The following is a 19276-nucleotide window of genomic DNA, read 5'->3' on the forward strand; positions in this document are numbered from 1 at the left end:
GGCCCTTCCCGGCGGGTCGGGCGGAAGCGGCCCGTGTCAGACTCCCGACCATGACTGCTCACCCCGACGCCCACTCGGACGGGCCCCGAATCGGCATCCGCGCGATGGCGGAGCAAGACATCGACGCGGTGTCCGCGCTGCGCCTGGCCGGCTGGCGGTACGCGTACGCCGGGCTGATGCCGCAGGCGCACCTCGACGCCATGGACGCCCGCGAGGACGCCGCGCGGCAGCGCGCCCGCTTCGCCGACGCCGCCTCGGCCTCCACCGACCTGGTCGCCGAGGACGCGGACGGCGCCGTCGTGGGATGGGCCTGCTTCGGCTGCGGGCCCGCCACTGAACACACGGACGGGGCGGGCGAGTTGTACGCGCTCTATGCCCGGCCCGACCTCATCGGCACCGGCATCGGCCGCGCCCTGATGGCCGAGGTGCTGCGGCGCACCGGCTCCTGGCCGGCGCTGCGCCTGTGGGTCGTCGAGGGCAACGCCCGCGCCCGGCGCTTCTACGAGCGCGCCGGATTCACCCCCGACGGCGCCGTCTCCTCCTCCGACGTCGACGGCGTCCCGGTCCCCGAGGTCCGCTACCACCGCCCCGCGGGCAGGACACCGTGAGCCGTCCCAGCCACTTGGTGGGGCTCCCCGCCGGCGGGGAGCCCCGGGAGGCGGCTCAGCGGCTCAGCGGCCCGGGATGATGTCGGGGGCGCCCAGTCGCACCGCGTCGGCGGTCCGGTCGTCCGGCTGCTCCTGGGCCTCGCGTTCGGCGGCCACCCGCTTCAGGTAGTGGTCGACCTCGCGGTCCTGCTGCGCCCGGTCCCATCCCAGGTGGGGGGCCATCAGTTCGGCGACGGTCCGCGCCGCGTCCACGCCGCGGTCCCACGACTCGATGGAGATCCGGGTGCGGCGGGCCAGTACGTCCTCCAGGTGGCGGGCCCCCTCGTGGGTCACCGCGTAGACGGCCTCGACCCTCAGGTAGTCGTCGGAGCTCGGCAGCGGTTCACCGAGCGAGGGGTCGGCCTCGACCAGCGCGAGCAGTTCGTACACCAGGGAGCCGTAGCGGTTCAGGAGGTGCTCGATGCGGGCGACGTGCAGCCCGGAGCGTTCGGCGAGGCCGTGCCGGGAGTTCCAGAGGGCGGGATAGCCGTCGGCCCCGAGCAGCGGGACGCGGTGCGTGGTGCAGTCGGGCACCTTCTCGTCCAGGCCGCGGGCCGCTTCGTCGACCGCGTCCTTGGCCATGACCCGGTACGTCGTGTACTTGCCGCCGGCGACCACGACGAGGCCGGGCACCGGGTGGGCGACCAGGTGCTCCCGGGACAGTTTGCTGGTCTCCGCGGCCTCGCCGGACAGCAGGGGCCGCAGTCCCGCGTACACGCCCTCCACGTCCTCGGGGACCAGGGGGGTGGCCAGGACCTCGTTGACGTGGTCCAACAGGTAGGTGACGTCCCTGGAGCTGAGCGCGGGATGGGACTTGTCGAGGGTCCAGTCGGTGTCGGTGGTCCCGATGATCCAGTGGCGTCCCCACGGGATCACGAACAGCACGCTCTTCTCGGTGCGCAGGATCAGTCCGGTCCGGGAGTTGATCCGGTCGCGCGGGACCAGCAGGTGCACGCCCTTGGAGGCGCGGACGTGGAACTGTCCGCGGGTGCCCGCCATGGCCTGGGTGTCGTCGGTCCACACCCCGGTCGCGTTGATGACCTGCTTGGCCCGCACCTGCGTCTCCTCGCCGGTCTCCAGGTCGGTGACGACGGCTCCCACCACCCGTTCCCCCTGGCGCAGGAAGCGGCTGACGCGGGTCCGGTTGGCGGCCAGCGCGCCGTAGGCGGCGGCCGTGCGGGTGAGGAACATGGTGTGCCGGGCGTCGTCGACCTGGGCGTCCCAGTACTGGACGGCGCCGACCAGGGCGTCGGAGCGCAGCGCGGGTGCCTCGTGCAGGGCCTGGCGCTTGAGCAGGTGGCGGTGGTGGGGCAGGCCCCTGGAGGTCCCGGACGCGGTCGCCATGGCGTCGTACAGGAACACGCCGGCGCCGACGTAGGGGCGCTCCCAGACCCGGTGCTGGAGGGGGTAGAGGAAGGGTACCGGCCGCACCAGGTGCGGGGCGAGGTGCCGGAGCAGGAGCCCGCGCTCCTTGAGTGCCTCGGCGACGAGCCGGAAGTCGAGCATCTCCAGGTAGCGCAGACCGCCGTGGATGAGCTTGCTGGAGCGGCTGGACGTGCCCGAGGCCCAGTCCCGGGCTTCGACGAGCCCGACCTTCAGGCCCCGCGTGGCGGCGTCCAGGGCCGCTCCGGCGCCGACCACCCCGCCGCCGACGACGAGGACGTCGAGCTCGCCCTCGCCCAGGCGGGCGAGTGCCTCTGCGCGCGCCCCGGGCGAGAGGGCCACCGGATTCGCCATGGGTTTCCTCCTCGTACGGCGGGCGGCTGCGGGTGCGGCCGTACCGCTCGGGGCGGTCCGGCCGCGCGCATCCGCCCGGTCCTATGCGACCTCGGCCCAGTTGAGGGTGCGTTCCACTGCCTTCTTCCAGCCCGCGTAGCCCTCCGCGCGCTGTTCCTCGGTCCATCCGGGCTCCCAGCGCTTGGACTCCTGCCAGTGGGTGCGCAGTTCGTCCGTGTCCCGCCAGAAGCCGGTGGCCAGGCCGGCGGCGTAGGCGGCGCCGAGCGCGGTCGTCTCCGCCACGACCGGGCGGCTGACGGGTACGCCGAGCACGTCGGCCTGGATCTGCATGCACAGGTCGTTCGCCGTCACGCCGCCGTCGACCTTGAGGACGTCGAGGTGGACGCCGGAGTCCTGCTCCATGGCCTCCACGACGTCCCTGCTCTGGTAGCAGATGGCTTCGAGCGCGGCCCGCGCGAGGTGGCCGTTGTCGTGGTAGCGGGCGAGGCCGACGATCGCGCCGCGGGCGTCGGAGCGCCAGTACGGGGCGAAAAGGCCGGAGAAGGCGGGGACGAAGTAGATGCCGCCGCTGTCCTCGACGGTGCGGGCGAGGCGTTCGCTCTCGGCGGCGTCACCGATGATCTTCAGTTGGTCGCGCAGCCACTGGATCGCGGAGCCCGTGACGGCGATGGAGCCTTCGAGGGCGTAGACCGCCGGGCTGCCGGCGAACTGGTAGGCGACGGTCGTGAGCAGGCCGTGCTGGGAGCGGACCAGTTCGGTACCGGTGTTGAGCACCAGGAAGTTGCCGGTGCCGTAGGTGTTCTTGGCCTCGCCGGGCGCGTAGCAGACCTGCCCGACGGTGGCCGCCTGCTGGTCGCCGAGGACGCCGGTGATGGGGATGGCTTCGCGCAGCGGCCGGGAGGTGCGCGTGCGGCCATAGGCCGCGGGGTCCGAGGACGGGTTGATGGCCGGCAGCATCGACCGCGGGACGCCGAAGAAGCCCAGCAGCTCGTCGTCCCAGTCGAGGGTCTCCAGGTCCATCAGCATGGTGCGGCTGGCGTTGGTCACGTCGGTGGCGTGGATTCCGCCGTCGGGGCCCCCGGTGAGGTTCCACAGCACCCAGCAGTCGGTGTTGCCGAAGAGGGCGTGGCCCTGTTCGGCCGCCTCGCGGACTCCGTCGACGTTCTCCAGAATCCATTGGATCTTGCCGCCGGAGAAGTACGTGGCGGGGGGCAGCCCCGCCTTGCGGCGGATGACGTCGCCCTGCCCCGAGCGCTCCAGGGCCGCGGCGATGGAGTCGGTGCGGGTGTCCTGCCAGACGATGGCGTTGTAGTACGGGCGGCCCGTGCGGGGGTCCCAGACGACGGTCGTCTCCCGCTGGTTGGTGATGCCGATGGCCTCCAGGTCCGAGGCGGAGAGGTTGCCGTGCCGGAGGGCGTTCTGCATCACCGAGTTGGTGCGCTCCCAGATCTCGACCGGGTCGTGTTCGACCCACCCGGAGCGCGGGAGGACCTGTGAGTGCTCCAGCTGGTGCTTGGCCACCTCGTTGCCCGCATGGTCGAAGATCATGAAACGGGTGCTGGTGGTCCCCTGGTCCACGGCGCCGACGAAGTCAGCCATGGGGTGCCGCCTTTCCTCGGGTCGCTCCCGCGGGACGGGCCGGATCGCGGCCCGTCCCGCGGGAGTCGGTCACTTCTCTTCCGGGGCCGGAATCCGTCCCGGGGGTTCCGGTTCGGCGGTCGGCAGGAACCGGCCGATGAAGAACTTGTACAGGCCCGCGCCCAGCAGGCCGCCGATGAGCGGGCCGATGATCGGCACCCAGAAGTAGAAGTGCCCGTACTGGTCTCGCCACGCTCCCCCGTACCCGGTGAAGAAGCTGGCGAGCCGGGGACCGAAGTCGCGTGCGGGATTGATGGCGTAGCCGGCGTTGGTGCCCCAGGCCATGCCGATCGCCACCACGATCAGGCCGACGATGAAGGGGGCCAGGTTGGCGCCGGGAGGCGTGTTGAGCAGGTCCGTGACGGCCATGATCAGCAGCAGCAGGATCGCGGTTCCGATGATCTGGTCGCGCAGCGCACCCCACTCGGTGACCGGCAGGTTCGTGTTCCCGTTCGCCGGCAGGGTGGAGAAGACGCCCTGCGTCTTGATGGTGTGGCCTGGGTCGGCCTTCGCCAGCGCCTCCGTGTAGTTCCACCGGACGATCAGCGCCGCGACGAAGGCGCCGGCCGTCTGGGCCAGCGCGTACGGGGCCACCTTGCTCCAGGGGAACCCTTTGAAGGCCGCCAGTGCGACGGTCACCGCGGGATTGAGGTGGGCGCCGCTCAGCCGCGCGGCGACGTAGACGCCCAGGGTGACGGCGAGGCCCCAGGCCCAGGCGATGCTGTCGTGGTTGCCGAGGCCGCCGGCCGGATCCGTGAGTGCCCCTCCGGCGACCACCTGGGCCACCACGCCGCAACCGAAGAGGATGAGGATCATGGTGCCGGCGAATTCAGCCGAGAGCTCGCCGACCAGACCCGATCGTTTGAGGTGTTCAGTCATCGGTGCCTGCTTCCCGCCGGCCCGTGGACCGGCAGTGGACCGCCCCGAGTCCGCCGCAGATCAGTTTAATCCCGCCCATTTCGGTTGGCCACCGACGCCCGCGCATCGCGGATGCCCGCCGCCGCGCGGCACACTTGTGGGGGTGGCGGGCGCTCGGTGCGGGCACCGGTCAGTGGTCCACCCTTCGGTTCCACCCGGGAGGTACCCGATGAAGATGCTGATCAACAGTGCGGAGACCGTGGTCGCCGACGCCCTCCGGGGGATGGCCGCCGCCCATCCGGAGCTGGACGTGGACGTGGAGCGGCGGGTCGTCGTGCGCCGGGACGCCCGTGAGGGCGGTCGGGTGGGGCTGGTGTCCGGCGGCGGTTCCGGACACGAGCCCCTGCACGGGGGCTTCGTGGGGTACGGGATGCTGTCGGCCGCGTGTCCCGGCGAGGTCTTCACCTCTCCGGTGCCCGACCAGATGGTGCGCGCCGCCAAGGCAGTCGACTCCGGGCGGGGCGTGCTGTTCGTCGTCAAGAACTACACCGGCGACGTGCTGAACTTCGACATGGCCGCCGAGCTCGCCGAGGAGGACGGCATCCGGGTCGAGCGGGTGCTGGTCGACGACGACGTGGCCGTGACCGACAGCCTCTACACGGCCGGCCGGCGCGGCACCGGGGCCACGCTCTTCGTGGAGAAGATCGCCGGGGCCGCGGCCGAGGAGGGCGCGGACCTGGAACAGGTCGCGGCGGTGGCCCGGCGGGTCAACGAGGCCTCCCGCAGCTTCGGCGTCGCGCTGAGCGCCTGCACCACCCCCGCGAAGGGCAGCCCGACCTTCGACCTGCCGGACGGCGAGCTGGAGCTCGGCGTCGGCATCCACGGCGAGCCGGGCCGTGAGCGTCGCGCGATGATGTCGTCGCGCGAGATCGCGGAGTTCGCGGTGGGCGCCGTACTGGAGGACCTGGTGGCGGTGGCCCCGGCCGACGGGCCGGTCCTGGCCCTGGTCAACGGGATGGGCGCGACGCCGCTGCTGGAGCTGTACGGCTTCCACGCCGAGGTGGCGCGGGTGCTGGCGGACCGGGGCGTTCCGGTGGCCCGGACGCTCGTGGGGAACTACGTCACCTCGCTGGACATGGCGGGCTGCTCGGTGACCCTGTGCCGGGCCGACGAGGAGGTGCTGCGGCTGTGGGACGCGCCGGTGCAGACGGCCGGGCTCCGGTGGGGCCGCTGATCGTATGGTGGCGGTGGGACGGGCCGAACCAGAGGCTGAGCGAGGAGATCCGGTGCGAGACGCAGACTTCTTCAGGCGCTGGATGGCGGCCGCCGCGGCCGCCGTGGAGCGCGAGGCGGACCGGCTGACCGAGCTCGACTCCCCCATCGGGGACGCCGACCACGGGAGCAATCTGCTGCGCGGCTTCACAGCGGTACGGGCGGCCCTGGGCGCGGGGGCCCCGGACGCGGAGGTCCCGGACACCCCGGGAGCGGTGCTCCAGCTCGCCGGGCGCACCTTGATCTCCACCGTCGGCGGCGCCTCGGGACCGCTGTACGGGACGCTGCTGCGGCGCACGGGCAAGGAGCTCGGGGACGCCGCCGAGGTCTCCGACGAGGCCGTGCGCGAGGCCCTGCACACGGGGGTCGGCGCGGTGGCGAAGCTCGGCGGGGCCGCCCCGGGCGACAAGACGATGCTGGATGCGCTGGTGCCGGGGGTGGCCGCGCTCGGCACGTCCTACCGGGCGGCCGGGGACGCGGCGGAGGCCGGAGCGCTGGCTACGGTCCCGATGCAGGCGCGCAAGGGCCGGGCCAGCTACCTCGGCGAGCGGAGCGTGGGGCACCAGGATCCGGGCGCGACCTCTTCGGCGCTGCTGCTGGGGGCGCTGGCGGACGTGGCGGACGCCGCGGACGCGCCGGGCGGCCCGCGGTGACCGGCGCGGAGGGGGGCACAGAGCCCGGTTCCGGCCCCGGCCCGGTCGGCGTGGTGCTGGTCTCGCACAGCGCGGCGGTTGCCGAGTCGGTGGCGGATCTGGCGCGGGGCCTGGCGGCGGGCGGCCCGGTGGCGCCCGTGGCCGCCGCGGGCGGTACGGCCGACGGCGGTCTGGGCACCAGTGCGGAGCGGATCGTCGCGGCGGTGCGCGAGGTGGACCGCGGCGCCGGGGTCGCCCTGCTGGTGGACCTGGGCAGCGCCGTACTGACGGTCAAGGCGCTGCTGGACGAGGACGAGCTGCCGACCGGTTCCCGGTTGGTGGACGCGCCGTTCGTGGAGGGCGCGGTGGCCGCGGTGGTGGCCGCCTCGGCCGGAGCCCCGCTGACGGCGGTGGAAACGGCCGCGGCCGAGGCGTACTCCTACCGCAAGACCTGACCCGGCCGCCCGGCCGCCGCGGCGCCGCGGCCGGGCGGCCGTTCGCCGCGGTCGGAACCGCCGCGCGCGAGCCCACCTCGTACCCACACGTCCTGACCCCCGCCCGGAAGGAGTCGGCGGCACCCGGGCCGGGCGGCCGTTCCCGGGAGTCCTGACGGCCGTGGAAGCGTGCGTCGAGCGGTCTCCTGCTCCGGGCTGCGCCGGCCGCGCGCGTGACGAGGCGGGCGGAACGCACCCGGACGGGCGGGGCGCCGCACCGGCCGCGCCCCGCCGGCCACCGGGCCCGCAGCTCCCCCGGCGTACGTGCCCGAAGGGCCGCGCCCCGCAGGCGGCTCGGCCGCGGCAGGGGCCCGCCACCCACTCGGCCGCGAGCCGGGTCCCGGGCCCCGGGGCCCTCCCGGGCCGCCCCGGCGCCTTTGTCGGGCCATTGGAGTGACATGCCGTTTCTCGTGACGATCCGTGATGTTGAACCGGCCGACGTGCACTCTTCCTGACGCGTCATCCGGAAACCCTTTGGGAGTAGTCATGCGTATGCGCTCTGCCCTGACCGCCTCTGTCCTTGCCGCGGGCATCCTGCTGGGCGGCGCCGGCGCCGCACTGGCCGACGACGCGGGCGAGGGCGAGTTCTTCTCCGGTAGCCACGCGGGCTTCGCGGCCACCTGCTCGACCGCCGCCGCCGTCCCGGCGCACTTCGGCCCCGTCTACACCTCCTCGTGCGCCGCCGAGGGCGAGCAGGAGCACTGGCAGTTCGGTCACTTCACGCTCGGCCACTGACCCGCACGGAGCAGCGGCACGGCGGGGGTTGACCGTCGACGTGCCGATGCACCGCCCGGTACGCGGATCGTGCGGGGGTGCACCGCCCGGTGGGGCGGTGCACCCCCGCGCCGCGTCCTACGGTCCGGGATCACGACCAGACGATGCTCGGCCGCACGTACCGGGCGGTCCCGCAGGACCGGCGAGCGCACCCGCACCCAGCTCGCGAACCGCCTCGCGCAGGAAGGTCGACACCCGCTCTGAGGCCGGCCGGGTCCACCCCCCGGTCCACCACCGGGTCCACCGCCGGGCCGGGCATCTTCACCGGCTGTTCCCCCGTCGGACACCTCCCCGCGCCCGGCGCGCACGCCCTGTCGCGCGAGGCTGTCCCGTACCTCACCGGTTCGCGGTGAAGCCAGCCAAAACAAGTCAATGTGCACCGCTGAACGCCTTGTTGACGTTCGATCACCTGCTCACACCCGGTGATACGATCATCGCACTTGCGGAACGGCCGATGGGCGCACGACGACATCTCCGACCACTGCGGCCATCCGGGCGGTACCCCGGCACGGGCGGTCCGCCGGTCCCCCGCACGGACGGATTCAGCAACTGGCCGTCAGTCGCCTGAAGAGAGTCTTATGACGCATCACATACAGAACCCAGTGCTCTGGGCCCTTCTCGTCGCCGTCATCGGCGCGGTCGCCGTCATTGTCCGCCAGCGCCGGGCGGCACGGGTTCTGCGGCACGAGATCGAGATGATCAAAGCACATTACGCGGAGCTGGAGAGCGGGTTCTCCAAATCCGTCGAGGCCGAGAAGGAGCACGCCCAGGACGCGACCAAATCGGTCCTCAAGTCCGCGATGCGCACCCTCCAGGGCCTCGCCGCCGAACAGCAGTCGGTCATCTCCGGCCTGCAGAGCAAGTACGGCGAGTCCGTCATCCTCCAGGACCTCCTGGAGATCGACCACACGAACTCGCAGTTCGGGCGGCGCGCGCAGTCCATCGCCGTACTGTGCGACGGCTGGCTGGGGCGCCAGCGCGAGGTGGCCTCGGTCTACGACGTGGTCCGCAGCGCCCAGGGCAGGATCCGCCACTACCGGCGCGTGGAGATCCTCTCCCAGGTCGACTTCGGCATCACCAACCGGACCGTCGAACCGGTGGCACTGGCTCTCGCCGAGCTGCTCGACAACGCCACCAGCTACTCCAGCCCGGACACCGTCGTCGAGATCAACATCCGCACCGTGCCCAAGGGGATCTGCATCGTCGTCGACGATGCCGGTGTCGGCATGAACGACGAGGAGCGCGCCAAGGCCGAGAAGCTCCTGTCGACCGAGCGGGTCTCCGGCGTCGACGGACTGGGCAGCCCCCCGCAGTTCGGATTCGCTGTGATCGGCGTGCTCTGCGAGCGCTTCGGATTCGAGGTCTCCGTGGACTCCAGCTCACCGTACGGAGGCGTACGCGCCGTCCTCCTCCTGCCGCACGAGCTGCTCACCGCCATGCCCGAGCGCAAGGCCCCGGCTCCGGCGGCGCCGGTCTACACGGCCGACCCGAGCGGTCCCGAAGCCGCGGTGACCACGTCCTCGACCGTCGACGGCCTGCCCAAGCGCAGCCGCAAGCGGCCGATGGCCATCGTGCCGGGTAGCACACCCGCTCCGGCCGCGGCGAGCCGCTCCGACGCGGAAGCCGCAGCGATCATGGGGGCCTTCCAGCGGGGTACGGAGAACGGGCGGGCCCTGCGCCCGGACCCGGCGGGTCATACGAGCAGCACACGTGATGCGAGCAGCGAAGGGCATGAGGTCTCGTGAACAACGATCTGTCATGGATGCTTGACAGCGCCTTGGAGATTCCCGGGGCACTGCACGCGGTCCTGGTCTCCGCCGACGGTCTGCTGATGGCCCGGACGAAGGACTTCGACAAGGACAACGCGGACACGGTCGCCGCCGCGATGAGCGGCGTGCAGTCGCTCAGCCGGTCGCTCGGGTTCTTCATCGAGTCGGGCCAGCTCAAGTGGCGCCAGACGCTCGTCGAGTTCGACGGCGGCTGGGTGTTCCTGATCTCGGCCGGGGAGGGCGCGTACCTCGGTGTCTCCGCCTCGCCGGACGTGGACATGCAGGACATCACCTTCCGGATGCAGCAGCTCGTCGGCCAGCTGGGGAAGGCCCTGACCACGCCGCCGCGTGAGAACCTCGGCATCCGCTCATGACCTCCTTCGAAGAACTCGGGCCCGAGGCCGCCGATTTAGTGCGTCCGTACGTCATCACCAAGGGTCGCGGGCTGCCCGCCGAGGAGCAGCTGTCTCTGATCACCCTGGTCACGGCGGCGGACGACCGGCAGCAGCGTCCGACGCGGCTGTCGCCCGAGGAGCAGGGCCTGCTGGACCTGTGCACCGCCGGCTACCTCTCGGTCGCCGAGATCGCGGGGCACACGCGGCTCCCCATGGGTGTGGTCAAGATCCTGCTCTCCTCCCTCACCGAGGGCGGCTACCTCATCACCCGGCCTCCCGTGCAGCGCGCCGCGCTCACGGACCGACACATCCTCGAGGAGGTACTCAATGGTCTCCGCGCCAAGTTTGCGTGAGCAGGCGTACGTCCGCGGCGGAGCGACGCAGACTGCGGTGAAGATCCTGGTCGTCGGCCACTTCGCCGTCGGCAAGACCACCTTCATCGGCACGATGTCGGAGATCCCCCCGCTGTCCACCGAGGAGACGATGACGCGCGCGGGCGAGTCGTTCGACGACCTCAAGGGAGTGCGGGGCAAGACCACGACCACGGTGGCCATGGACTTCGGCCGGCTGACCATCAGCGACCGCGTGGTGCTCTACCTCTTCGGAACCCCCGGCCAGCTGCGCTTCGTCCAGATGTGGGAGGACATGGCGCGCGGCGCGCTCGGGGCGCTGGTGCTCGTGGACCCCGAGCGCCTGGCGGACTCCTTCGCCGTGATCGACCTGATCGAGCAGTACGGCCTCGACTACGCGATCGCCGTCAACCGCTTCGACGGCACGCCGGACCGGGAGGAACGGGCACTGCGCGAGGCTCTGGACCTGCTCGACGACACCCCGGTCGTCACCTGCGACGCGCGCGACGCGAAATCGTCCGGCGACGCGCTGATCACCCTCGTCCGCTATCTGCTGGACCGCGCTCACTAGGAAGCACACAAATGGACGCTCGACCCACCACCCCCGTGCCCCCGCCCGGGTGCCCCGCGCACGACGCCGGCGGCCGGGTACCGCTGCACGGACCCGGGTTCGCGGCCGATCCGCAGGCCTACTACGCCTACCTGCGCCACTACGGTCCGACCGCGCCCGTGGAGCTGGCCCCGGGGGTGGAGGCCACCCTCGTGACCGACTACTCCACGGCGCTGCAACTGCTCCAGGACTCCGGCTCCTTCCGCAAGGACGCGCGTCGCTGGCGGGACCTCAACGAGGGCGTCGTCAGCCCGGACAACCCCGTCGTCCCGGTACTGGCGTACCGGCCCAACTGCATGTTCAGCGACGGCGCCGAGCACCTGCGGCTGCGCCAGGCGGTCACCGACAGCATGGCCCGCGTGGACTCGCGCAGGCTGAGCCGGAGCACGGAACAGGTTTCCAACTACCTTATATCGCAGTTCGGTTCGCGTGGTTCGGCGGACCTGCTCGGCGACTACGCCAAGCAGCTCCCGCTGTTCGTCTTCAACGAGCTCTTCGGCTGCCCGCCCGACATCGGCGACCGCGTGCTCTTCGGCATCGCCGGCATGTTCGACGGGCTCAACGCCGAGCGGGCGGTCGAGGTGCTCTACGGGGCGGTCGGGGAGCTCGTACGGCTCAAGCGGGCCAAGCCCGGGGACGACGTCACCTCGTGGCTGATGCAGCACCAGGCGAAGCTGACCGACGAGGAGATGGTGCACCAGCTCGCCCTGCTGCTGGTGGCGGGCAACGAACCGCTGCGGAACCTCATCGGCAACACCCTGCACCGGCTGCTCACCCATGACGCGTACGCCCACAAGGGCGGCCTGATCGACGAGGCCATCGACGACACGCTGTGGGAGAACCCGCCCATGCAGAACCTGGCGCCGCACTACCCGGCGTCGGACATGGAGTTCGCGGGGCAGAAGCTGCGGGCGGGCGACCTCGTGCTGGTCGGATTCGCCGCCGCCAACACCGGCCCCGCACTGACGGCCGCACGCCAGGCCGGCAGCAACCGGGCACACCTGGCCTGGAGCGCCGGCCCGCACGCCTGTCCGTCGAAGGAGCCCGCCCGGCAGATCACGGTGACCGCCATCGAGAACCTGCTCAACCGGCTCCCCGACGTCGAGCTCGCCGTGCCGGAGGACAGCCTCGTCTGGCGTCCCGGCCCCTTCAACCGGGGGCTCGCCACGCTCCCGGCCCGGTTCACCCCGGTCGAGTCCGTCCGCGGGGGCGGCGCCCGGGAGCGCACCGACGCGTCCCCGGGCCCGGAGGGGGGCGGGGCGGCCGGGACGGGGCACAAGCGCGAACGCAGCGGAATGTGGAGCCAGTTCCTCACCTGGATCACCAGGTGACCCACGCAACTCCGGTCGACTCCCCCACCACCGCATGAACGATTCGCCTCAGGGGTAGTGAGCAACGCGTTGTGACGTCCTGCTTACGAGGCGAAGGAGGTGTCGTGGACCACATATCCGACGACGCCGCTGTCATGCACCACTCCGGCGCTCCGGGCGCCCCCGATACCCGCCTCTCCAGGCGGGTATCTTCTTGGGCGCTCCGGTCCTCGCCGGGTGGGGCCGCCGGCGCCCCCGGGGCCGCCGACCCCAGGGCGCCGGACGGGGACACGCTCGGCGCCCACGCGGCGAGACAGGTCCTGCGGCTGTGCGAGGCCGCGGGGCTGAGCGGGCCCGACTCCGCCGGGTACGCGCGCACGCTGCTCACGGTGCTGGGCCCCGCCGCGGAGCGGCCGCTCCACCTGCCGCCGCCCGACGAGTCCTTCCTCTCCGACGACCACACGCCCGTGGAGTTCTCGCTCTCCTTCGTGCCGGACGGAGAACCGACGCTGCGCGTGCTGCTGGAACCGGGCTACGGCGCCGACAGCCTGGCGCAGAACGGGCGCACCGGGCTGCGGGTCGTACGGGAGATGGCGCGGCGCTGGGGATTCGACACCACGCGGCTGGACGGGCTGGAGGACCTGTTCTTCCCGCCGGACCCGCAGGGGCCCCTGGCGCTCTGGTGCGCACTGGAGCTGCTGCCCGGCGGAGTGCCCCGGGTCAAGGTGTACCTGAACCCGGCGGCGTCCGGGCAGGAACGTTCCGCCGAAACGGTGCGGGAGGCCCTGCGCCGCCTCGGCCACCGGAAGGCCTTCGCCTCGCTGCCCGAGGGCGACCGGCACCTGTTCTTCGCCCTGGACCTGGGCGACTGGGAGGAACCCCGGGTGAAGGTCTACCTCGCCCACCACGACCTGTCGGCCGCCGAGGCGGCGGGCCTGTCCCGGGTGGACGGCGGCTCGGGACGGCCGCAGGTCCGGCGCTTCTTCCGCACGGCGGCCGGGCACGGCGCCGACCCCTGCGGCCTCGGGACCGGGCACGGCGCCGACCCCTGCGGCCTCGACGCCGACGGCCTGGACGGGAACGGGCACGGGAACGGGCCGGACCTGCGGCTCGACCGCCGCCCCGTGCAGTCCTGCCACTCCTTCACCGAGACGGCGAGCGGACGCCCGAGCGGCTTCACCCTCTACGTCCCGGTCCGCGACTACGCCCGGCACGACGGCGAGGCCCTCGACCGGGCGGTGGCCGTGCTCGGCCGGCACGGCATGGACACCGGCCCGCTCCTGCGGTCGCTGGCCGCCGTCACCTCCCGGCCGCTCGAGGACGGCGTCGGCCTCATCGCCTACCTGGGCCTCGCCCACCAGCAGGGGCGGCCGCCGCGGGTGACCGCGTACATCTCCTCCGAGGCGTACGCGGTCAGGCCGCCGGCCGCCGCACCGGCCGCGCGGCCCGAGGCCGTCCGCTGAGGCGGTGCGGCCCTACGCGTCCTGCATCTCCCGCAGTTCCCGCAGGTAGGGCCCGACGTCCACCTGGATAGAGGCACCCTCGGTCCGACCGTAGCGCTCCTCGATGCGGCCGAGGTGGGCGTCGATCTCCTCGCGCATGGCCTCCTCGGACGGCAGGGCGGCGTCGCCGTCGACGATCCGCGCCACCCACCGGGCCTGGGCCTCCACGAGGCGCGTGATGGAGCCCACGGGGCGGATCAGGCCGACGAAGTACAGTCCGGTCCGGTCGGGCGCGACGACCCGCCGGTACAGCTCGACCGCCCCCTGCTTCCTGCCCACCGGGCACCCGGCGGGCAGGAAGGGGAAGTCCATGCGGAAGCCGGTGCAGAAGACGATCGCGTCCGCGTCCTCCGCCGTCCCGTCGGTGAAGGTCACCCGGCTGCCGTTCAGGGAGGCGATCGCGGGCCTCGGGAGCACGGCGCCGTGCCGGATGCGGCTGAGGATCTCGTCCGAGATGGTCACCGCCGAGGCGAAGACCGGGTGGTCGGGCTCGGGCAGGCCGTAGTCCGCCAGCCTCCCGCGCGCCACGAGCAGCGCCTGCTCGACGAAGCGGCGCTGCTCGGGGAAGGACATCTCGTTCCACCACGGCGCTTCGGCGATCAGGTCCACGGACGTGCCGAAGAACTGCTTGGGCACGATGTGCAGCCCCCGGCGGACGGACAGCAGGGTCCGGTCGGCGTGCCGGGAGAGGTCGGCGGCGATGTCCACCCCCGACGCCCCCATCCCGACGACGACGACCCGCTGCCCGGCGAAGTCGCGGCCGTCGAGGTAGTCCATCGAGTGCAGGATCCTGCCGGTGAAGGACTCGGATCCCGGCGGCAGCGGATCGGGCAGCGCGGCTTCGGTGTTGTGGCCCGAGGCGACGACCACCTTCCCGAAGCGCCGCTCCGTCACGTCTGCCCGCCCGTCCCGGCTGGTGACCGTCCAGGCGCCGTCGGCGTCCTGCCGTACGGAGACCACTTCGGTACGCAGCTCGATGCGGGGCAGCAGTCCGGCCCACTCGGCGAACGACCGCAGGTACGCGGCGACATCGCGGTGCCCGGGGTACAGGGGCAGCTCGGAGGGCATCGGGAAGTCGGCGTAACCGGTCAGCTGCTTCGCGCTGTTCAGGTGCAGCGACAGATAGGCCGGGCCCCGCTCGCCGGCCCCCGGCCGACGCCAGATCCCCCCGACGTCCGGCGCCGCCTCCAGGACGACGAAGTCGATCCCCCTGGCCGCGAGGGCGTGTGCGGTCGCCAGCCCCGACAGTCCCGCGCCGATCACGCACACGGTCGCGGTGACGGGAGCGTCGCCGCCGCTCGGCCCGCCCGAGGATCCCTGCACAGAACACCATCCGTCCTTGTCACGTGCGTCGGCTTCCCGACCGGTCCCCGTCCGCGCCGGCGCGGCGGGGGCGCGGCAGCGCGGGAACCGCCGCGGCGGATGCCGCAGCCGTCCCCGTGCGGGAGCCCGGAGGCCTCACGATACCGACCGGGTCCCGGCGCGGGCGCTCCGAGGTGGCGCCGGCGTCGGGCCCCAAGGCCGGTCTGCGGCAAGCGGGTTGGCGTGCGCTCAGGGGTGCCAGCCCACCCGGGGCGGCCCGCCCGGCCGCAGTGCGGTCCTGCGGCCGGCGCGGGCCCGTGCGCGCCCGGCCCCTCGTCCCGGTTACGCGGTGCCCGTCATGCTGGCGAAGACGACCACGTTGCTGTCGTAGTAGTGCTTCTTGGGGTCGAAGTCGCCGCCGCACGTGACCAGCCGGAGGCCCGCGTGGTCGAGGTTCTTGTAGACCTCGAGGGTGGGGAACTCTGCCTTCGGGTATTCGGCGACCCGGTTCACCGTGAAGGTGACCGTCTTGGCGTCCCGCCGGGTGACCTTGATGGTGTCGCCCGCCTTCATCGTCTTCAGCTTCTCGAACACGGCCGCCGCGCCGTTCCACGTGACATGGCCGGCGATCACGGCGGGCCCCTGGGAACCGGGGGTCGGCCCCGGCTCGTACCAGCCCGCGAGACCGGGATCCTTCGGGGTCTCCATCGTTCCGTCGGCGTTCTGCCGCAGGGTCTCCAGCGAGCTGGAGACGCCGAGGGACGGGATGCTGATCTTCTGCGGCTCGGACCGGGCGAGCGCGGGCGCGGCCCGGCCCGCGCCCGCGCCGCTCTGCGCGCCGCCCTCAGGCGCCGGGGGATGGCCGCCGGCGGGGGCCTCGCCGGCGGGAGCGCCTCCGGCGGCGCCGGCGGCCGGTACACCGCCCTGCTGGGCCTGGCCCCCGGGGGCGGGGGGCGACGCCGCGTCCTGGCCGCCGCAGCCCGCCAGGAGCAGCGCGGCGAGGGCGGCGGCGGCCACGGGGACCGCGGTCCGGCGGCGGGGCCGCGAGCCGGGCACGGGGGGTGCGGCGCGCCGGGCGGGCTTCACGCGGCGCCCCCGGTGTTCTTCGTTCGGACCGGGACCGCGAGGGACCGCGAGCGCCTGATGGCCACCGCGCCAGCCGTCAGCGCGGACACGGCGACCCCCGCCCCGGCCATCGTCGTCGCCGACACGGGCACCGGCACCGCCGCGGGCTGCGGGGCGCCGCCGCCGGTCTCGATGCCGCCGACCGGGATGGATCCCACGGCCGCCCCCTTGACCTCTCCGCAGTTGGTGGGAGCGGTCGCCTCCTGGGGCAGCTTGGGGTCGAGCTCGCTCTTGCCGGCCCCCTGGAAGTCGTACTTGTCGTTGTTGTTGCGGTCGATGCCGTGCTGCACGACGTGCAGGTCCTTGATGTGGTCGACCACGTCCTGCCCCACGGCGATCGTCCGCTTGTAGGAGACCTTGCCCTGCTTGTTCGCGACGGGCATGCGCTCCACGGCGAGACCGCTGGTCGCCTTGGTGTCCCCGGAGGTGGTGAGCGAGATGTTGATGTCGCCGTAGTCGACCGTGGCCTCGGTGTTGTTGAGAATCCCGTCGCCGTTGGTGTCGTCACTGGCGTCCGGGCAGTGGAAGTCGTGCCCCTTGGTCGAGCCGTGCAGGTGCTGGGCCGACGGCTGTCCGGGCACCATGCCCTCGGACTCGATCTGCACGGTGAGGTTGTTGCCCTTGAGGCTGAGCATCACGGTGCCTCGGGAACCGGATTCGTTCAGCTGCGCCAGGTCGATCTGGTACGCCTTTCCTCCCTCCGCGAGGGCTGGGCCCGAAAGCCCCAGGGTCAGGAACACGGCGGCGGGCACGGCGGTGAGCACCACGAGGCGACCAGTGCGCTTGACTATCACATTCGCTCCTGTTCCATGGATTCCCAGGACGGGAATCGCGGATCGTACTGAGGTGGGATCGAGTTCCCGGAGTGGGCCCCCACACGGCATCCCGTTTTCACGCGACCACTCCCGACGCGGCCGTCAGCTGCCCGCCGGTCATCCATATGCGTGACATCCGGTCCGCCAGGACGGGGAAGCGGGCGGCTTCGCAGAGCATCTCCGAGAGCACGAGAATTCCCTGTGCGGTGCATCTCGGATCTCTGTTCCGGTGCAACCAGACAATGGAATTGATCATGGGGCGGCGTCCCAGGGAGAGGTCCGTCCGCCGTACACCGGCCGCCGCCTCCAGGGCGGAGCGTCCGCCGTCGAACGGCAGGGCTTCCGCACGGCGGATCCCGGGCGGCGCGGACGAGTCCCGCACATGGCGGAAGCACGCTTGCGGCGGGGCCTGTCCGGTTTCGAAGGTATTGCGGAAGCCGACGATGCGAAGACCCGGATTCCGGACCCGGAGCTCGATGTAGAGCTCGACGAACAGACCGCTCAACTGAATGCGCGCGGGGAGGAAGTACGCTCCCGTCTCACCATGCCCCTCCTCCTTGGCGATTTCCCGTGCCTGCGCCGCTCTGGACCGGATGGTCGAGGCGAAGAGCCGGTATTCCCCCACGGAGGCGTACTTCACGGAGAACGCCACGGGTTTCAGCGTGACGGCGCGCATCAGGGGGCGGATCCGGAAATCGGCCTCCCCGGAGGAGGGTCCACCGCAACCGGTTCGATCCTGCTGCATTCGCGCACGACACGTCCACCGCCTTCGACATCACCCCGGCCGTCAACGGGTGGCATCATCCGTTCCGCCGGGCTCTGTTCGTTCCGGCCCTTTGTAGCCGCCCGTGCGACGGCGGTGCGAATACTTGCCCTCTGATGCTAAGAACTCACCGCGCGAACTCGCTGAGCGAACTCACCGCGCGATCCGGCGTCCTCCGACGGGCGGCCCCTCCTCCCCGCCGCCGCGGGGGATCGGGACGGACCTGCCCGACAAGCGCACTATGACGCCGTCGGGGTGGTCTTCCCGGGTTCGGCCCGTCCGCGCGCCCCTGCGCTGCGAATCCCGTCCGGACCCGCTCCCCCCGTGGGCGGGACGAGACACCTCCCGGGAGAACCATGCGTACGCGCAAGACCACCATCGCCCTCTCGATCGCCGTGGCCACCGCCCTCTCCGCGCCCGTCCTGGCGGCCGCCGACGGCGGGAGCGCCCCCGCCGCGGACCGCATGGCGCGCGGGGCGCTGACCGCGGTCGGCCTGACCTCCGACCAGCGCCTGGTGGAGTTCACCGTCGACCGGCCGGCGAAGCCGATGTCGATCGGCAGGGTCTCCGGGCTCCGGGGAGACAGGCGGATCGTCGGCATCGACTTCCGCGTCCAGAACGAGAGGCTGTACGGCGTCGGCGACCGCGGCGGGATCTACACGCTGAGCACCTCCAGCGCGAAGGCCACGAAGGTCTCCCAGCTGACCGTCGCCCTGTCCGGCGCGCAGTTCGGCGTCGACTTCAACCCGGCCGCGAACCGGCTGCGCGTCATCTCCGACACCGGGCAGAACCTGCGCCACAACGTCGACGACCGGTCGGCCCCGCTGACCACCACGGCCGACGGGACGCTGACCAACCCCACCACCGCGCCGTCCACCGCCCTGGGCGTCACCGGCGCCGCCTAGACGAACAACGACCTCGACGCGGCCACCGCGACCACCCTGTTCGACATCGACACCACGGCCGACCGCGTCTCCCTCCAGTCCCCCGCCAACGCGGGGACGCTCGCCCCGACCGGCAACCTCGGCGTCAACGCCGGTCCGCATGCCGGTTTCGACGTCTACTACTCCCGCGGACAGGGCACCAACCGGGGCTTCGCCGCCCTCAGCACCGGCGGGGCCTTCCGGCTGTACGGGATGAACCTCCTCACCGGCGCCGCCCGCGATCTGGGCGCCTTCCCCCAGGACCGCCAGGTCACCGACCTCGCCCTGCCCCTGAACCAGGGCTGACCCCTCCCGGGGGCGGGGGCCCCCCGCCCCGCGGCCGGGTCTCCCCCTCACCGT

18 protein-coding genes and 1 pseudogene are annotated in these 19276 nt (G+C 72.5%); 12 read left to right on the forward strand and 7 right to left on the reverse strand.

The window, feature by feature from the left end:
- The first annotated feature begins 50 nt into the window (after positions 1-50).
- The gene (locus ACFWU6_RS19350) at positions 51-608 is read left to right on the forward strand and encodes a GNAT family N-acetyltransferase (RefSeq protein WP_383982098.1); all 558 of its coding nucleotides are present in this window, start codon (positions 51-53) and stop codon (positions 606-608) included.
- A gap of 63 nt (positions 609-671) precedes the next feature.
- Here the strand turns inward: ACFWU6_RS19350 and ACFWU6_RS19355 are convergent, their stop codons facing one another.
- The 3 genes from ACFWU6_RS19355 to ACFWU6_RS19365 form a co-directional block, all read right to left on the reverse strand.
- Positions 672-2384, reverse strand: coding sequence for a glycerol-3-phosphate dehydrogenase/oxidase (locus ACFWU6_RS19355; RefSeq protein WP_383812067.1), 1713 nt, complete (start codon positions 2382-2384; stop codon positions 672-674).
- Between the two features lie 81 nt (positions 2385-2465).
- Positions 2466-3983, reverse strand: a complete 1518-nt coding sequence (gene glpK, locus ACFWU6_RS19360) for a glycerol kinase GlpK (RefSeq protein WP_383812069.1) — start codon at positions 3981-3983, stop codon at positions 2466-2468.
- A gap of 69 nt (positions 3984-4052) precedes the next feature.
- Entirely contained in the window at positions 4053-4901 is an 849-nt protein-coding gene (locus tag ACFWU6_RS19365) for an MIP/aquaporin family protein (protein ID WP_383812071.1), read from the reverse strand.
- A gap of 208 nt (positions 4902-5109) precedes the next feature.
- On the opposite strand from ACFWU6_RS19365, the gene dhaK reads away from it, so the two are divergent.
- The 10 genes from dhaK to ACFWU6_RS19415 all read left to right on the forward strand — a co-directional run bounded on the left by dhaK (position 5110) and on the right by ACFWU6_RS19415 (position 13949).
- Positions 5110-6114 carry a dihydroxyacetone kinase subunit DhaK gene (gene dhaK / locus ACFWU6_RS19370; protein ID WP_383982100.1) on the forward strand — a complete coding sequence of 335 codons (1005 nt, stop codon included), beginning with the start codon at positions 5110-5112 and terminating at the stop codon, positions 6112-6114.
- A 52-nt stretch (positions 6115-6166) separates the two neighbouring features.
- Positions 6167-6805, forward strand: coding sequence for a dihydroxyacetone kinase subunit DhaL (dhaL, locus tag ACFWU6_RS19375; RefSeq protein ID WP_383982102.1), 639 nt, complete (start codon positions 6167-6169; stop codon positions 6803-6805).
- Positions 6802-7239 carry a PTS-dependent dihydroxyacetone kinase phosphotransferase subunit DhaM gene (locus ACFWU6_RS19380; protein WP_383982104.1) on the forward strand — a complete coding sequence of 146 codons (438 nt, stop codon included), beginning with the start codon at positions 6802-6804 and terminating at the stop codon, positions 7237-7239. The genes dhaL and ACFWU6_RS19380 overlap by 4 nt, the downstream gene beginning before the upstream one ends.
- A gap of 525 nt (positions 7240-7764) precedes the next feature.
- Positions 7765-8013 carry a hypothetical protein gene (locus tag ACFWU6_RS19385; protein ID WP_383812424.1) on the forward strand — a complete coding sequence of 83 codons (249 nt, stop codon included), beginning with the start codon at positions 7765-7767 and terminating at the stop codon, positions 8011-8013.
- A 617-nt stretch (positions 8014-8630) separates the two neighbouring features.
- Positions 8631-9797: an ATP-binding protein gene (locus ACFWU6_RS19390; RefSeq protein ID WP_383812426.1), complete on the forward strand. Its 1167-nt coding sequence runs from the start codon at positions 8631-8633 to the stop codon at positions 9795-9797.
- Positions 9794-10195, forward strand: a complete 402-nt coding sequence (locus tag ACFWU6_RS19395) for a roadblock/LC7 domain-containing protein (RefSeq protein ID WP_383982106.1) — start codon at positions 9794-9796, stop codon at positions 10193-10195. The genes ACFWU6_RS19390 and ACFWU6_RS19395 overlap by 4 nt, the downstream gene beginning before the upstream one ends.
- The gene (locus tag ACFWU6_RS19400) at positions 10192-10569 is read left to right on the forward strand and encodes a DUF742 domain-containing protein (RefSeq protein WP_383812429.1); all 378 of its coding nucleotides are present in this window, start codon (positions 10192-10194) and stop codon (positions 10567-10569) included. Before ACFWU6_RS19395 ends, ACFWU6_RS19400 begins: the two co-directional genes overlap by 4 nt.
- Positions 10544-11137, forward strand: a complete 594-nt coding sequence (locus ACFWU6_RS19405) for an ATP/GTP-binding protein (RefSeq protein WP_383982108.1) — start codon at positions 10544-10546, stop codon at positions 11135-11137. Before ACFWU6_RS19400 ends, ACFWU6_RS19405 begins: the two co-directional genes overlap by 26 nt.
- A gap of 11 nt (positions 11138-11148) precedes the next feature.
- Positions 11149-12507: a cytochrome P450 gene (locus ACFWU6_RS19410; protein WP_383812432.1), complete on the forward strand. Its 1359-nt coding sequence runs from the start codon at positions 11149-11151 to the stop codon at positions 12505-12507.
- Positions 12508-12611: 104 nt separating this feature from the next.
- A complete protein-coding gene (locus tag ACFWU6_RS19415; protein ID WP_383982110.1) occupies positions 12612-13949 on the forward strand; it encodes a tryptophan dimethylallyltransferase family protein in 1338 nt (445 codons plus the stop codon).
- A 12-nt stretch (positions 13950-13961) separates the two neighbouring features.
- On the opposite strand, the gene ACFWU6_RS19420 is transcribed toward ACFWU6_RS19415, so the two are convergent.
- From ACFWU6_RS19420 to ACFWU6_RS19435, 4 genes are all read right to left on the reverse strand, one after another.
- Positions 13962-15311 (reverse strand): flavin-containing monooxygenase, encoded by a 1350-nt coding sequence (locus tag ACFWU6_RS19420; protein ID WP_383812436.1) that lies wholly within the window; start codon positions 15309-15311, stop codon positions 13962-13964.
- 321 nt (positions 15312-15632) lie between these two features.
- Positions 15633-16376 (reverse strand): class F sortase, encoded by a 744-nt coding sequence (locus ACFWU6_RS19425; protein WP_383812437.1) that lies wholly within the window; start codon positions 16374-16376, stop codon positions 15633-15635.
- Complete coding sequence (locus ACFWU6_RS19430; protein WP_383812439.1) at positions 16373-17209, reverse strand: hypothetical protein; 837 nt, start codon at positions 17207-17209, stop codon at positions 16373-16375. Before ACFWU6_RS19430 ends, ACFWU6_RS19425 begins: the two co-directional genes overlap by 4 nt.
- A gap of 97 nt (positions 17210-17306) precedes the next feature.
- Entirely contained in the window at positions 17307-17975 is a 669-nt protein-coding gene (locus ACFWU6_RS19435; protein WP_383982112.1) for a ribosome-inactivating family protein, read from the reverse strand.
- Positions 17976-18349: 374 nt separating this feature from the next.
- Here ACFWU6_RS19435 and ACFWU6_RS19440 point away from each other — a divergent pair.
- Positions 18350-19222 (forward strand): annotated as a pseudogene (locus ACFWU6_RS19440) (DUF4394 domain-containing protein).
- Positions 19223-19276 lie beyond the last annotated feature (54 nt).

Source organism: Streptomyces sp. NPDC058674, from assembly GCF_042716505.1.
Classification (GTDB): domain Bacteria; phylum Actinomycetota; class Actinomycetes; order Streptomycetales; family Streptomycetaceae; genus Streptomyces.

What these genes read in the sequence shown, in the direction of transcription:
- ACFWU6_RS19350 (WP_383982098.1), top strand. Translation starts at nt 51, where the DNA reads ATGACTGCTCACCCCGACGCCCACTCGGACGGGCCCCGAATCGGCATC.
- ACFWU6_RS19355 (WP_383812067.1), bottom strand. Translation starts at nt 2,384, where the DNA reads ATGGCGAATCCGGTGGCCCTCTCGCCCGGGGCGCGCGCAGAGGCACTC.
- glpK (WP_383812069.1), bottom strand. Translation starts at nt 3,983, where the DNA reads ATGGCTGACTTCGTCGGCGCCGTGGACCAGGGGACCACCAGCACCCGT.
- ACFWU6_RS19365 (WP_383812071.1), bottom strand. Translation starts at nt 4,901, where the DNA reads ATGACTGAACACCTCAAACGATCGGGTCTGGTCGGCGAGCTCTCGGCT.
- dhaK (WP_383982100.1), top strand. Translation starts at nt 5,110, where the DNA reads ATGAAGATGCTGATCAACAGTGCGGAGACCGTGGTCGCCGACGCCCTC.
- ACFWU6_RS19385 (WP_383812424.1), top strand. Translation starts at nt 7,765, where the DNA reads ATGCGTATGCGCTCTGCCCTGACCGCCTCTGTCCTTGCCGCGGGCATC.
- ACFWU6_RS19390 (WP_383812426.1), top strand. Translation starts at nt 8,631, where the DNA reads ATGACGCATCACATACAGAACCCAGTGCTCTGGGCCCTTCTCGTCGCC.
- ACFWU6_RS19400 (WP_383812429.1), top strand. Translation starts at nt 10,192, where the DNA reads ATGACCTCCTTCGAAGAACTCGGGCCCGAGGCCGCCGATTTAGTGCGT.
- ACFWU6_RS19405 (WP_383982108.1), top strand. Translation starts at nt 10,544, where the DNA reads ATGGTCTCCGCGCCAAGTTTGCGTGAGCAGGCGTACGTCCGCGGCGGA.
- ACFWU6_RS19410 (WP_383812432.1), top strand. Translation starts at nt 11,149, where the DNA reads ATGGACGCTCGACCCACCACCCCCGTGCCCCCGCCCGGGTGCCCCGCG.
- ACFWU6_RS19435 (WP_383982112.1), bottom strand. Translation starts at nt 17,975, where the DNA reads ATGCAGCAGGATCGAACCGGTTGCGGTGGACCCTCCTCCGGGGAGGCC.